The 13,833-nt window shown below is 73.0% G+C and carries 15 protein-coding genes; 6 read left to right on the forward strand and 9 right to left on the reverse strand.

The features are described 5' to 3' along the window. Nucleotides 1-65: 65 nt before the first annotated feature. The 8 genes from ACVWWH_RS16620 to hemE form a co-directional block, all read right to left on the reverse strand. A complete protein-coding gene (locus tag ACVWWH_RS16620) occupies nucleotides 66-1,115 on the reverse strand; it encodes an LLM class flavin-dependent oxidoreductase (protein WP_447419351.1) in 1,050 nt (349 codons plus the stop codon). A 39-nt stretch (nucleotides 1,116-1,154) separates the two neighbouring features. Further along, nucleotides 1,155-2,135, reverse strand: a complete 981-nt coding sequence (gene hemB / locus ACVWWH_RS16625; protein WP_457317309.1) for a porphobilinogen synthase — start codon at nucleotides 2,133-2,135, stop codon at nucleotides 1,155-1,157. A gap of 18 nt (nucleotides 2,136-2,153) precedes the next feature. Further along, a complete protein-coding gene (locus tag ACVWWH_RS16630) occupies nucleotides 2,154-3,050 on the reverse strand; it encodes a uroporphyrinogen-III synthase (protein ID WP_457317310.1) in 897 nt (298 codons plus the stop codon). After that, nucleotides 3,050-4,036, reverse strand: a complete 987-nt coding sequence (gene hemC / locus ACVWWH_RS16635; protein ID WP_066498897.1) for a hydroxymethylbilane synthase — start codon at nucleotides 4,034-4,036, stop codon at nucleotides 3,050-3,052. Before hemC ends, ACVWWH_RS16630 begins: the two co-directional genes overlap by 1 nt. A gap of 2 nt (nucleotides 4,037-4,038) precedes the next feature. Then, entirely contained in the window at nucleotides 4,039-5,313 is a 1,275-nt protein-coding gene (locus ACVWWH_RS16640; RefSeq protein WP_457317316.1) for a ferrochelatase, read from the reverse strand. A 26-nt stretch (nucleotides 5,314-5,339) separates the two neighbouring features. Then, nucleotides 5,340-6,056: a hydrogen peroxide-dependent heme synthase gene (gene hemQ / locus ACVWWH_RS16645; RefSeq protein WP_066498901.1), complete on the reverse strand. Its 717-nt coding sequence runs from the start codon at nucleotides 6,054-6,056 to the stop codon at nucleotides 5,340-5,342. 87 nt (nucleotides 6,057-6,143) lie between these two features. Continuing rightward, on the reverse strand, nucleotides 6,144-7,667 hold the full coding sequence (hemG, locus tag ACVWWH_RS16650; protein WP_457317311.1) for a protoporphyrinogen oxidase: 1,524 nt from the start codon (nucleotides 7,665-7,667) through the stop codon (nucleotides 6,144-6,146). Then, a complete protein-coding gene (hemE, locus tag ACVWWH_RS16655; RefSeq protein WP_457317312.1) occupies nucleotides 7,667-8,728 on the reverse strand; it encodes a uroporphyrinogen decarboxylase in 1,062 nt (353 codons plus the stop codon). Before hemE ends, hemG begins: the two co-directional genes overlap by 1 nt. Before the next feature lie 108 nt (nucleotides 8,729-8,836). Between hemE and ACVWWH_RS16660 the strand changes: the two genes are divergently transcribed. Beyond that, nucleotides 8,837-10,180 carry a glutamyl-tRNA reductase gene (locus ACVWWH_RS16660; RefSeq protein WP_457317313.1) on the forward strand — a complete coding sequence of 448 codons (1,344 nt, stop codon included), beginning with the start codon at nucleotides 8,837-8,839 and terminating at the stop codon, nucleotides 10,178-10,180. Nucleotides 10,181-10,222: 42 nt separating this feature from the next. Here the strand turns inward: ACVWWH_RS16660 and moeB are convergent, their stop codons facing one another. Further along, entirely contained in the window at nucleotides 10,223-11,407 is a 1,185-nt protein-coding gene (gene moeB, locus ACVWWH_RS16665) for a molybdopterin-synthase adenylyltransferase MoeB (RefSeq protein WP_457317314.1), read from the reverse strand. A 196-nt stretch (nucleotides 11,408-11,603) separates the two neighbouring features. Between moeB and ACVWWH_RS16670 the strand changes: the two genes are divergently transcribed. From ACVWWH_RS16670 to ACVWWH_RS16690, 5 genes are all read left to right on the forward strand, one after another. After that, entirely contained in the window at nucleotides 11,604-12,185 is a 582-nt protein-coding gene (locus ACVWWH_RS16670; RefSeq protein ID WP_084249517.1) for a TetR/AcrR family transcriptional regulator, read from the forward strand. Between the two features lie 72 nt (nucleotides 12,186-12,257). After that, a complete protein-coding gene (locus tag ACVWWH_RS16675; protein ID WP_066498921.1) occupies nucleotides 12,258-12,482 on the forward strand; it encodes a DUF3107 domain-containing protein in 225 nt (74 codons plus the stop codon). A 4-nt stretch (nucleotides 12,483-12,486) separates the two neighbouring features. Then, complete coding sequence (locus ACVWWH_RS16680) at nucleotides 12,487-12,801, forward strand: hypothetical protein (RefSeq protein WP_066498924.1); 315 nt, start codon at nucleotides 12,487-12,489, stop codon at nucleotides 12,799-12,801. A gap of 227 nt (nucleotides 12,802-13,028) precedes the next feature. Next, a complete protein-coding gene (locus ACVWWH_RS16685) occupies nucleotides 13,029-13,460 on the forward strand; it encodes a GNAT family N-acetyltransferase (RefSeq protein ID WP_229710974.1) in 432 nt (143 codons plus the stop codon). A 134-nt stretch (nucleotides 13,461-13,594) separates the two neighbouring features. Further along, the coding region (locus tag ACVWWH_RS16690) for a hypothetical protein (RefSeq protein ID WP_457317315.1) at nucleotides 13,595-13,833 on the forward strand (239 nt) is incomplete at its 3' end.

Here is a 13,833-nt window from a genome sequence, read left to right on the forward strand (position 1 = left end):
ATTCTTCCATCCGCGGGCCCCCGTCCGGCCCGACGCCGGCCGCTCGCCGAGGTGGGGTGCGGCACCTAGGCGAGCATGTCGGCCACGAGGGGTGCCACCTTGGTGCCGTAGAGCTCGATGCTCTTCATCATGGCGCCGTGCGGCAGGGTGCCGTTGGAGTACTTGAGGTCGAAGCGCTCGGTGCCGAGGGCGCGGTGGGTGTCGGCGATCTTCCGGGCCACCGTCTCCGGCGAGCCGACGTAGAGCGCGCCGGGGCGGGAGGCCTGGGCGTTGAACTCCGTGCGGCTGCCGGGGCCCCAGCCGCGCTCCTCGCCCAGCCGATTGCGCATCGCGAGCCAGTGCGGGAAGAGCTCCTCGCGGGCCTGCTCGTCGGTGTCCGCGACGTGGCCCGGCGAGTGGGTGGCGAGCATGGTGTACGGCTTGCCGAACTTCTCGAGCGAGCGCTTGTAGAGCTCGACGTACGGGGCGAAGCGGGCAGGCTCGCCGCCGATGATCGCGAAGCTCACGGGGTAGCCGTAGTGCGCGGCGCGCACCACCGACTGCGGGGTCCCGCCCACGCCGACCCACACGGGCAGGAGGCCCTCCTCGACGTGGGGGTAGGCCGTGAGCCCGCTGATCGGCCCGCGGTGCCGGCCCTGCCAGTGGACCGGCTTCTGCGAGCGGACGCGGTCGAAGAGCTCGAGCTTCTCCTCGAACAGCGTCTCGTAGTCCTCGAGGTCGAACCCGAAGAGCGGGAAGGACTCGATGAAGGAGCCGCGGCCGAGGATGACCTCCGCGCGGCCGGAGGAGACGGCGTCGAGCGTCGCGAACCGCTGGAAGACCCGGACCGGGTCGTCCGAGGAGAGCACCGTGACCGCGGAGCCGAGGCGCACGTGCTCGGTCTTCGCGGCGATCGCGGAGAGGACCACCTCGGGCGCCGAGACCGCGAAGTCCCTGCGGTGGTGCTCGCCGACGTCGAAGGAGTGCAGGCCGACCTGGTCGGCCAGGACGCCCTCCTCGACGACCTCCCGGATCACCTGGGCCTCGGGCTTCGGGGCGCCATCGGGCCCGAGGCCTACGTCGCCGAACGTGTTCAGGCCGAGGAGGACGGGAGGCTTCTCACTGGTTCCATGCATATGCATTGAAACTCCGCAGCGGTCCCGTCCATTCCCGGCTCAGGACTCCTTGAGCCAGCCGGCGATCTCCGGGGCCCAGTAGGTGAGCACCATGTTCGCGCCGGCGCGGCGGATGCCGAGCACCGACTCGAGGATCGAGGCCTGCCGGTCGATCCACCCGTTCGCGGCGGCGGCCTCGATCATCGAGTACTCCCCCGAGATCTGGTACGCGGCCACGGGCACCGGGCTCATGGCCGCGACGTCGGCCAGAATGTCGAGGTAGCTCATGGCGGGCTTGACCATGAGCATGTCCGCGCCCTCCTCGAGGTCCAGCTCCACCTCGAGCATCGCCTCGCGGCGGTTCGCGGCGTCCATCTGGTAGGTGCGGCGATCGCCCTTGAGCTGGGAATCCACGGCCTCGCGGAACGGGCCGTAGAACGGCGAGGCGTACTTGGCGGCGTAGGCGAGGATCGCCACGTCCTGCCGGCCCGCGGCGTCGAGCGCCTGCCGGATCACGCCGACCTGGCCGTCCATCATGCCGGAGGGGCCGAGGACGTGGGCGCCCGCCTCGGCCTGGGCCACGGCCATGCGGCCGTAGATCTCGAGCGTGGCGTCGTTGTCCACCCGGCCCTCGGCATCGAGGACGCCGCAGTGGCCGTGGTCGGTGAACTCGTCGAGGCACACGTCGCTCATCACCACGAGGGAGTCGCCGACCTCCTCGCGGACGGCGCGGATGCCGGCATTGAGCACGCCGTCTGGGTCGAGGCCCGCGGAGCCCTCGGCGTCGCGCTCCTCGGGCACGCCGAAGAGCATGATCCCGCCGAGGCCCAGCTCGGCCGCCTCGGCGGCGGCGCGCCGCAGCGAGTCCAGGGTGTGCTGGACGACGCCGGGCATGGCCTGGATCGGCGAGGGCTCGGAAAGGCCCTCGCGGACGAAGGCGGGGAGGATGAGCTCGGCGGGGTGCAGGCGCGTCTGGGCGACGAGCCGGCGCAGCGCCGGGGTCTGGCGCAGTCGGCGGGGGCGGTGGGTCGGGAAGCCCATGGTGTCTCCTTCGTGGGGTCAGCGGTACAGCGAGCGCGCCACGGCCTCCGCGATCCCCTCCGGGGTGGGGGTCACGGCGGTCGCACCGACGGCGAGGCCGAGGGCACGCAGTTCCGCGGCGGTCGGCTCGCCGATCGCGATGAGCTGGACCGCCTCGAGCGGGCGCAGCGTCTCGTGGATCCTCCGGGCGGCGCTCGGCGAGGCGGCGACGACGGCGTCGATCCGGCCCGCGGCGAGCTCGCCGTTCGCTTCGTGGGGGGTGAGGACGACGCCGGGCGCCTCCTCGCCGCCCTCGCCCGCGGCCACCGCCAGCACCGCGGTGAGGCGCCGGGCCGGGTCGGCCGGGTAGTCCACGGTGCGGTAGGCGGTGACCGCCTCCACCGCCCAGCCCTTGGCCGCCAGGCCGTCGGCGAGCGTGGGCGCGGCGAGGTTGCTCTGCGGGACGAGGACGCGGGCGACACCGGCACCATCGGCCCCGGCAGCGCCGTCGTCAAGCCAGGACCACAGTTCGACGAGCCCCTCGGCGGACTGCCGGTCGCCCGGGGCGAGGTCCACCCGCAGCCCCTCGGCCTCGAGGACCCGGCGCGAGCTCGGCCCGATGGTCGCGACGTGCACCGCCTCCGGGACAAGCTCGCCGAGCGTGGTCCCGCGGCCGGCCGCGGCCTCCTTGAGCGCGCGCACCGTGGTGATGCTCGAGACGACGAGCCACGCGTACTCCCCGGCGGCGAGCCGGTCGAGGGCCGCGGACAGCGCGGCCGGCTCCTCGGTGCGCTCGAAGTCGATGACGGGGAGCAGGAGCGGCTCCGCTCCGGCCTGGGCGAGCGCACGGGCCATCGCTCCGGCCCGGTCGGGGCTGCGCGTGAGCAGCACCCGGCGCCCCGCCAGCGCCGGCGCGCCTGCGTCCGGTGGCGCCATCAGGCGCCCAGGTCCGCGAACTCCGCGGCGCCCTGCTCGAGCAGCTGTTCCGCGAGCTCGACGCCGAGCAGTGTCGCGCCGACCTCGGTGAGTCCGTCGGTGGCCCGGGCGAGCCTCAGGGACTTCGTGCCGTCCACCGCGCACACGATCGCGTCGAGGTGCAGCATGCTGCCCTTGCGCCGCGCGAACGCGCCGACCGGGGCGGCGCAGCCGGCCTCGAGGCGGGCCAGGAGCGCCCGTTCGGCGGTCACGGCGAGGCGGGTGTCGGCGTCGTCGATCGCGGCGAGCGCCTGGGCGAGCACCCCTTCCGCGGTGGCGGCGCCGCCGTGGGCGGGACGCTCGGGCGCGTCCCCGAGCCGGCACTCGACCGCGAGGGCGCCCTGGCCGGGCGCGGGCAGCATGGTGTCGGGCTCGAAGTACTCCGTCACCACCTCGGTGCGGCCGAGGCGGGCGAGGCCGGCCGCGGCGAGGACGACCGCGTCGAGGTCGCCGGGTGCGTCGGGCGCATTCCCCGGAAGGCCCGGGACGCGGCCGAGACGCGTGTCCACGTTGCCGCGGATGTCGAGGACCTCCAGGTCCGGGCGCAGGGCGCGCAGCTGGGCCGCGCGCCGGGGCGACCCGGTGCCGATCTTCGATCCGGCGGGGAGCCGGTCGAGGGTGAGGCCGTCGCGCGCGCACAGGACGTCGCGTGCGTCGGCGCGGACGGGGATGGCCGCGACGGAGAGCCCGGGCTCGCCCGTGGTCGGGAGGTCCTTGAGCGAGTGGATCGCGACGTCGCAGCGGTCGGCCAGGAGCGCCTCGCGCAGGGCAGCCACGAACACGCCCGTGCCGCCGAGGGAGGCGAGTGAGCCGGTCTTGACGTCCCCCTCGGTGCGGATGCGCACGAGCTCGGTCGAGAAGCCGCCCACCGCGGCGAGCAGGTCCGCGGTCTGCTGCGACTGGGTCAGGGCCAGCGCGCTCCCGCGGGTTCCGATGCGGACCGACATGCTCAGCTCTCGCCGCCGTCCGGCTGGAGCGCGGCCGATTCCGGGCGCGGGTCGTGGGCGGTGCCCAGCTCGACGCCCTCCTCGGAGATGACCGGCTTGTCGGCGCGGAAGTTGGCGCAGCACCCGGGCCGGCACACGTCGTACCACGGGCCGAGGTCGCTCACGTGCGGGCGGTCCGCCACGGTGCCCTGGGCCATGCGCTCGCGGAGCAGCTCCACGAGGCCGGCCACGAAGTCGCGGTGGACCCCCGGGGTGGGGACGCGGACGGCCTCGATGCCGAGCTCGGAGCAGGTCTCGAGGGCCTCGGTGTCGAGGTCCCACGCGACCTCCATGTGGTCGCTCACGAACCCGAGCGGGACGATCACGATGCCCTTGACGGCGGAAGCGCCGTCCTGGCCGGGGGCGATCGCGGTGATGTGGTCGTTGATGTCGGGCTCGAGCCACGGGATGTGCGGCGCGCCCGAGCGGGACTGGTACACGAGGTCCCACTTCACCTCCGGGGCGCCGACGGCGGCCATGATCGCCCGCGCGTTGGCGAGGTGCTGGGCCACGTAGGCCGAGCCGCCCTCGAACGTGCGCGGCTCGCCCTCGGAACGGCCGGCGGCCTCGGCGTCGCGGGTCGGGATCGAGTGCGTGGAGAACAGGACGCGGATCTCGCCGTCGCGCGAGCCGTCGGCGGCGTCGAGGGCCTCGCGGACCTGCTTGAGCCCGGCGGCGGTGCCCTCGACGAACGGGGCCACGAAGCCGGGGTGGTCGAAGTACTGGCGGATCTTGTCCACCCGGAGGCGGCCGGCGAGGCCGGTCTCGGTCAGGGCCACGCCGATGTCCTCGCGGTACTGCCGGCAGCTCGAGTAGCACGAGTAGACGCTCGTGGTGAGCATGAGGACCTTGCGGTGCCCGGCCTCGTAGATCTCCTGGAGCGTCTGCGGGATGTACGGGTCCCAGTTGCGGTTGCCCCAGTACACCGGGACGTCGATGCCCTGGGCAGCGAGCTCGGCCTCGAGGGCCGCCTTGAGCTCGCGGTTCTGGGCGTTGATCGGGCTGATCCCGCCGAACGCCCGGTAGTGGTGGCTGACCTCCTCGAGGCGCTCGTCGGGGATGCCCCGGCCGCGGGTGACGTTGCGCAGGAACGGGATGACGTCGTCCTGGCCCTCGGGACCGCCGAACGAGGCCAGCAGGATGGCGTCGTACTCGGCGGGAGCGGCGCGGCCGGCCTCGGTGACGGGGTTCGTCGCCGTGCTGACAGCGAGCGGTGCGGCGGCGCCGTCGACCGTGATCCCGAAGGTGCCGGTGGACTCCGCGCTCACGCGAGCACCTCTGCGATCTCGGCCGCGGAGATGCGGCGCCCGGTGTAGAACGGGACTTCCTCGCGGACGTGGTTGCGGGCATCGGTGTAGCGCAGGTGGCGCATCATGTCCACGAGGTCCACCAACTCGGGGGCCTCGAGCGCGAGGAGCCACTCCCAGTCCCCGAGCGCGAAGGCGGAGACGGTGTTGGACAGGACCTGCGGGAAGTCGCGTCCGAGCATGCCGTGGTCGCGCAGCATGCGGGCGCGCTCGTCGGCGGGGAGCAGGTACCACTCGTAGGAGCGGACGAACGGGTACACGGTCAGCCACGTGCTCGGCTCGACCCCGCGGGAGAACGCGGGGGTGTGGCCCTTGGCGAACTCGGCCTCGCGGTGCACGCCCATGGCGGACCAGGCGATCTCGGTGCCGTCGAAGAGCTCGCTGCGGCGGATATCGCGCACGCCCTGCTGGAGCGCCTCCGGCTGCGGCCCGTGCAGCCACACCATGATGTCGGCGTCGGCGCGCATCGCGGAGACGTCGTAGGTGCCGCGGACGGTGACGCCCGCGGACGCGAGGCGCGCCACGAGCGACTCGAACTCGGTCACGGCGCTTCCCGCGGGGGCGGCAGCGCCCGGGACGCGGCGGAACACGGTCCAGAGGGTGAAGAACTGCTGCTCTGCAGCGTCACCCTCGCCCGCGGCTTTGGTGACAGATTCGACGGATGTGTGGCTCATGGTGACCAGTGTGCTCCTTCGGGTGGGCCAAATCGAATTCAAATGTTCTACAGGGTGTAGAAGTGACGAAGATCACATCGGCGGGGCTCAGGCAGGCCCGGTGCGCGCCAGTGCGGACGCGACGGCCGCGGCCTGCGAGCGCGCGTCCGGGATCACGGCGGCGAGGCCGTTCCCCGCGGCCCAGCCGCCTACGACGGCGAGGCCGGGCTGGGCGGCGACGAGCCTCCGGATCGCGGCCACGCGGTCCCGATGGCCCACCGTGGCGAACGGGAGGGCGCCCTCCCAGCGCACCACGTCCCAGCCGAGGACGTCGTCCGGGGAGACGGCCACGCCGAGGAGGGCGGAGGCGTCCTGGACGGCCGCCGCGAACAGCTCGTCGTCGGTCTCGGGCTCGGCCCCGGCCTCGGCGATCCCAGCCGGCGGGTCCCCCGCGCGGCCGTAGGAGAGCCGCACCACGTGCGTCCCCTCCCCCGCCCGGGCCGCGAGCCAGTCCCACTTGGCCGTCGCATGCGTCAGCGCCTTCGCCCGGATGCCCGGCACCTGCGGCGCCACGAGCACCCCGGTCCCGCGCGGGCGCGCGTCGAGCGCCGGGCAGTCGAGGACGAGCGTGACGAGCTTGACCTCTGGCCCGGGCACCGGCTCCTGGCCGGCGAGCGCCGGGACGGCGTCGGAGAGGAGCTCGACGGCGGCCGGGCCACCGAGCGCGACCACGACCACCTCGGCCTCGTAGACCTCCTCGGGGCGCGCCGGGACGTCCTCCGGCCCGTCGCCCGCCGGCGCGACCGCGCCCACCCGCCACAGCGGCGCGCCGCCGTCGCCCGCGGAGCGGTCCAGCCGGTCAACGCGCTGGCCGAGCTCGAGGCGGACGCCGTCCGCCTCGAGCCTGCGCACGAGCGCAGCGACGATGCGGTGGAGGCCGCCGCTGATGCCCGCCACCGCTGAGCCGGCCTTCTGCCCCCGGGAGGCTCCCCGCTGCACGGCGACGGCGGCCGCGAGGGAACCTTCCTGGGCCATGAGTCGTCGGAGGCCCGGGGCGACCATGTCGGCGTCCAGCATCGCCGGATCCGCGGAGTGGACGCCGCCCACCACGGGGGCGACGAGGCGCTCGAGGACGCGCCGACCCATCCGGGCCCGCACGAGGTCGGCCACGCTGGCCTGCCCGCCCGGCTTCCGCACGGGGAGCCACCGGTCCAGGGAGGCGCGCACCGATCCGCGCAGGCCCAGGGCCTTGCGGACCTCCGGGTCCCAGGGGTTCGCCGGGATGCCGAGGACACCGGTCTTGGGCAGTTCCCGGGGGCCGTCGGGCAGCAGGACCCACGCACCGGCGGGGTGGGGCGCCACGATGTCGCCGCCGAGCCCGACCTCCTGGACGAGGGTGCGGACGGCATCGGTGCGCGTCGCGAAGGACTCCGCCCCGCTGTCCAGCGTCAGCCCGGCCACCTCGTGCTCCCCGATGCACCCGCCCCAGCGGGTGCCGGCCTCGAGCACCGTCACCTCGAGGCCGGCCCGCCGCAGCTCGAGGGCCGCGACCAGGCCGGAAATGCCCCCGCCCGCCACGAGTGCGCGGGGCGGCCGTGCGGCGCTGCTGCCGGGGCCGACGCTGCCGGGCATCAGTAGGTGATCGAGTGGACGAGCTCGACCACGCGGGTCAGGACGTCCGGGTCGGTCTCCGGCGGGACGCCGTGGCCGAGGTTGACCACGTGGCCCGGGGCCGAGGCGCCGCCCTTCACCACATCGCGGACGTGCGCCTCGAGGGTGTTCCACGGCGCGGCCAGGAGTGCGGGGTCGATGTTGCCCTGGAGCACCACGCGGCCGCCCAGCCGGCGGTTCGCCTCGTGCAGCGGCAGCCGGTAGTCGACGCCGACGACGTCGACACCGACCTCGTACATCGCGCCGAGCAGCTCGGAGGTGCCGGTGCCGAAGTGGACGAGCGGCGCGCCGAGGTCGCGCACGTGGTCGAGCGCCTGGGACGAGTACGGGGCCACGAAGCGGCGGTAGTCCTCGAGGCCGAGCGAGCCGGCCCAGGAGTCGAAGAGCTGCCCCGCCGAGGCGCCCGCCTCGATCTGGGCCCGCAGGAAGCGCCCGGAGGCGTCCGCCGTCCAGGCCATGAGCGCCGCCCATGTTCCCGGATCGCCGTGCATCATGGTTCGGGGACCGAGGTGGTCGCGCGACGGGCGGCCCTCGACCATGTAGGCCGCCACCGTGAACGGGGCACCGGCGAAGCCGATGAGCGGGGTGGTGCCGAGCTCGTCCACGGTGAGGCGGACGGCCTCGCGGATCGGCTCGAGGGCCGCGTCGGTGAGGCGCGGGAGCGCGGCGACGTCCGCTTCGGTGCGGACGGGGTTCGCCAGGACGGGCCCCACCCCGGGGACGATGTCCACGTCCACGCCGGCGAGCTTGAGGGGGATGACGATGTCGGAGAAGAAGATCCCGGCGTCCACGTCGTGCCGGCGCACCGGCTGGAGGGTGATCTCCGCGGCGAGCTCGGGCCGCAGGCACGCCTCGAGCATGCCCACCCCCTCGCGGGCCTTGCGGTACTCGGGCAGCGAGCGGCCGGCTTGGCGCATGAACCAGACGGGCTTCCGGCTCGGCCGGCCCCCGCGGTATGCCGTGATGAGCGGCGACTGCGCCGTCCGTCCGTCCTTGAGCGGGTGGTCTGGGCTGAGTGTCATGGGCCGATTGTCTCAAACGCCTCCAAGGCCCTTGGCGACACGCTGTCACAGTTGTGTGCTGCAGACGACGTTTTCTACAGCCGAGCGAAAAGCTATGATGGCAGGGCTGTGGTTGTTTTCTCCCTCACGGCGACTCACGCCGACACCGACCTTGAGACCGTTGCCCAATTGAGCACCGGCGCTATCTCCGTGGCCGCAGGGGCCGCTTCTTCCCCCGCCCTGGAGGGCGCCGTGGTGCTGGCGACCTGCAACCGCTACGAGATCTACGCCGAGGCGGCGAGCCACGAGGACGTGGAGGCCGCACGGTCCGCGATCATCTCCGAGATCAGCGCGCGCAGCGGCATCCCCGAGGACCGGGTGTCCCGGGCGTTCGCCCTCGCGCAGGGCCGCGAAGTGACCCGCCACCTCTTCTCCGTCAGCTCGGGGCTCGATTCCGCAGTCGTGGGCGAGCGCGAGATCGCCGGCCAGGTCCGCCGCGCCCTCATCTCCGCCCAGGAGCAGGGGACGGCGAGCCCCGCGCTCGTGCGCCTGTTCCAGAACGCGTCGAAGACGGCCAAGGAGGTCGGCACCCAGACGGCGCTCGGCAGCCGCGGCCTGTCCATCGTCTCCGTGGCGCTCGACCTCGCCGAGGACCTCGCCGAGGAGCGCTCCTGGGACGGCAAGAAGGCCGTGCTCTTCGGCACCGGCGCCTATGCCGGGGCCACGATGGCCCTGCTGAAGGAGCGCGGCGTCGCGCAGGTCTCCGTCTACTCTTCCTCCGGCCGTGCCCGCGAGTTCGCGGCCGCCCGCGGCGGGATCGCCGTGAACGCCAGCGGCCTGCCGCAGGCCATCGCCGAGGCGGACGTGCTCATCGGCTGCAGCGGCTCGGACAACCCCATGGAGGCCGTCGAGCTCGCCGCGATCCGAGAGGACTCGCCGCAGCAGCTCGTCGTGATCGACCTCGCCCTCACCCACGACTTCGATCCGGGGGTGGGCACGCTCGACGGGGTGGAACTGATCACGCTCGAGTCCGTCCGTCTCGCGGCGCCCGAGGAGCAGGCCGAGTCCCTGGCCCAGGCCAGCGCGATCGTCTCGGCCGCGGCCTCCGACTTCGAGGCCGAGCGCCAGGCCCGCCAGGCCGACGCCGCGATCGTGGCCCTGCGCCGCCACACGATGGCGGTGCTCGATGCCGAGATCGAGAAGGTCCGCGCGCGCCACGGCTGCACGGCCGCCGCCGAGGAGGTGGAGTTCGCCATGCGCCGCATGGTCAAGCAGCTCCTCCACACCCCGACGGTCCGGGCCAAGCAGCTCGCGGCCGAGGGCCGTGAGAGCGAGTACCTCGCGGCGCTCGAGGCGCTCTACGGCATCAGCGTGGCCATCCCGGGGATGGTCGCCCCGACGAACGGCGCCGGCCCGGCAGCGGCCTCCGCCGGGGACGCCGACTGCCCGGTGGACCACTCCCGCGCCGTCTGAGCCACCACGGGGGCCTTGGCCCCCGCAGACCGGCGTACCGCCTCAGTAGACCGGCTTCTCCGGCTCGATCTCGCGGACCCACGCGAGCACTCCCCCGTCGAGATGACGGACCTTGGAGAAGCCCGCGTCGATGGCGGCCGCGAGCACGCTCGCCGACCGCACCCCGCCCTTGCAGTGGAAGACCACCTCGCGGTCCCGCGGGACCTCGCCCCAGGCCTCGCCGGAGAGCAGGCGCCCCTGCGGGATCAGCCGGGCGCCGGGGATGGACACGATGGATGCCTCTCCCGGCTCGCGGACATCGATGAGCTCGAAGTCCCTCACCCCTGCCTCGCGGGCCGCCAGCATCGTGGCGAGCTGCCCTGCGGTCACCGTGCGGTCCCTTCCCGGATCGGCAGCGGGAGCAACCCCGCAGAACGCCTCGTAGTCCGTCAGCTCGGTGATCGGAACGGCGTCGGGATCCTTCGCGACGCGGATCTCCCGCCAGGTCGCCGTGAGCGCGTCGTAGAGCTGCACGCGGCCGAGGAGCGTCGTGCCCACGCCGGTGATGAGCTTGACGGCCTCGGTGACCATGGAGGCGCCGATCGCGGCGCACAGCATGCCGAACACGCCCCCTTCGCCGCAGGAGGGCACGGAGCCCGCCGGCGGCGGCTCGGGGAAGACGTCACGGTAGGTGGGCCCGTGCTCGGCCCAGAACACACTCACCTGTCCGTCGAAGCGGAAGATCGAGCCCCACACGTACGGCTTGCCGAGGATGGCGGCGGCGTCGTTCACGAGGTAGCGCGTCGCGAAGTTGTCGGTGCCGTCGAGGATGAGGTCGTAGTCGGCGAAGATCTCGAGGGCGTTGGAGGAATCGAGGTGGACCTCGTGGAGGCGGACCTCCACGTGCGGATTGAGCTCGAGGATCGCGTCCCGCGCCGATTCTGCCTTGGGGCGGCCTACGCCGGAGATGCCGTGGATGACCTGGCGCTGCAGGTTGGACAGCTCGACGGTGTCGTCGTCGACAATCCCGAGGGTCCCCACCCCCGCGGCGGCGAGGTAGAGCATGGCGGGCGATCCCAGTCCCCCGGCTCCCATCACGAGGACCTTGGCGTTCTTGAGGCGCCGCTGCCCGATCTCGCCGATCTCCGGGATGATGACGTGGCGCGAGTAGCGCTGGACTTCCTCCGGGGTGAGCTCCGCGGCCGGCTCGACGAGCGGGGGAAGAATCGGTGACTGCGAGGTGGCCATGCCCCCAATCTAGGCCCGATCGCGGGCGCGCACCCAGCGGCGCCCACGCGGTGGGACGGTCACCGATTCGGCGTGGGGTCATGACCGCCGGGTAGAGTGGGACTACCGTTTGGGCCACGCTCCACAGGCCCGGACCACCCGAAAGGCATCTTCAGTGAGTACCGAACCGCGAGCCACGACCCCGCGCTCGCCCCGAATGCCACGCGACGAGCGGCGCGCCCAGCTCTTGGCAGCCGCCCTCGAGGTCTTCGCGGCCAACGGCTACCACGGCGCCGCCATGGACGAGATCGCCGAGACCGCTCAGGTCAGCAAGCCCGTCCTGTACCAGCACTTCCCCTCGAAGCGCGACCTGTACATCGCGCTCCTGGACAGCCATCTCGGCACGCTGACCGAGCTCATGCGCGCGGCGCTGGATTCCACCACCGACAACCGCGAGCGCGTGAACGCGGTGATCCGCGCCTACTTCGACTTCATCGCCGCGGACGATCAGGCGCACCGCCTCGTCTTCCAGTCGGACCTGGTCAACGACCCGGACGTGGCCTCGCGCCTCGAGACGTTCAACCGGGGATTCTCTGAGGCCATCGCCGAGGTCATCGCTTCGGACACGAAGCTCCCGCTGCTCGAGGCCCAGCTCCTGGGCCGCGGCCTCGCGGGGCTGGCCCAGGTGAGCGCGAGGTACTGGCTCGAGAAGTCGTCCTCCCTCGACATCGACGTTGCGGCGGACCTGGTGGCGCGGCTCGCATGGAAGGGGATCTCGCGCTTCCCCAAAGAGGCCTAAGGTACTCATAGGGAGGCGGGCGGCCCATGCCGGCCCGGTTCCGTTCCAGCCTTCACCGACACAAGGAGTCACGTGGAAATCAAGATCGGCATCCAGAACATCGGCCGCGAGATCATCCTCGAGTCGAACAAGGACGCGGATGAGGTCGCGAAGCTCGTGGCCGAGGCGCTCGCCGACGGCAAGCAGCTGCGGCTCGAGGACGAGAAGGGCCGCCAGGTGATCGTGCCGTCCGCCGTCATCGGCTATGTCGAGCTCGGCGCCCAGGAGCAGCGCCGCGTGGGCTTCGGCGCCCTCTGACAGCATGGAAACGGTCTGGTCGCTCGTCATCGTGATCCTCGTGGTGGCTGCCGCGGGCTTCATCGCCTGGGCCACCGACCACCACCACGACGCCTACGGGATCATGCTCCCGGTCGGCGCCGCGGTCGCGTCTGCGTGCCTGACGTGGATCATCCTCGTCTTCGCAGGCACGGGCTACATCGCCGGCCTGACGTGGATGCCGTGGGTGCTTCCGATGGCGGTCGGCATCGCCGCCGCGGTCTGCGTGCCGGTGCTGGTGGGCCGCCGCCGCACGAAGCGGGACGTCGTGGCCCTCACGGAGATCCTCCGCCGCAGCTGAACCGGCTTTTCGCAGGCGCGGACGACGGCGGGTGGTTGCCACCCGCCGCCGTCCGCGCCTCTGCTGTCGCTGGGTCGCCGGAAGCCCGGCGGCCGCTGCCGATCCGGCTTCCGCGCCGCAGTCCGGGCCATGATGGAGCAATGCGAATCCGTTCCGTCCGACGCGACGAACTACCCGCCCTCCAGGCCATTGAGCGTGCGGCCGGGGAGGCCTTCCGGGGCCGCGGCATGGCCCAGATCGCAGACGATGAGCCGCCCACGGTCGAGGCACTCCACCACTACCGCGAGGAGGGACTCGCGTGGGTGGCGGCCGACCGTGAGGACGCACCCGTGGCGTACCTCGTGGCCCGCCTCGTCGACGGCTGCCTGCACATCGAGCAGGTCTCGGTGCATCCTGCGCACGCCGGCCGGCGCATCGGCCGGACGCTGCTGGACCATGCTTCTCGATGGGCGGAGTGCCACGGCGTCCCGGCCCTGACGCTCTCGACGTTCGCCTCGGTGCCCTGGAACGCGCCGTACTACCGGCGCCTCGGCTTCCGCCCGATCGACACCCCGGCCCTGGGTCCGGGACTCGTGCGGATCCGCGCCGAGGAAGAATCGCTCCGGCTGACCCGCTGGCCGCGCGTCTTCATGCGGCGCGAGGTCGGCCCTCGGGACTAGCCGAACCGGGCCAGCGCCACTGGCATTGCCCCCGACCATGGACCTGCATCCCTCGAGACGATAGTATTAGAACATATCTTCGAATCTTTGCCTGGAGTCGGTGCTGGGGGGGTGAGACCGTGGTGGGTGCGGTGGTGGAGCTGGGGTTCGCGTCGCGGTTCCCCGATGTCCTCGCGGGTGGTCTCGAGGTCTCCGCCGAGGCCCTGGCTGGCCCAGGAGGGACCTCGCGGGCGCTGCAGGCCCTGGCCGACTTCGACGCCTACAGCGCCGCCCTCCGGGCCGTCCTGGTCGACCGGCTCGCCGCCGAGATCGCCGAGGAGCCCCTCGAGGGCCGCCACGGCCAGCCCACCCGCCTCAGCGGGAACATCGCCCA

The organism is Sinomonas sp. RB5, from assembly GCF_054063535.1.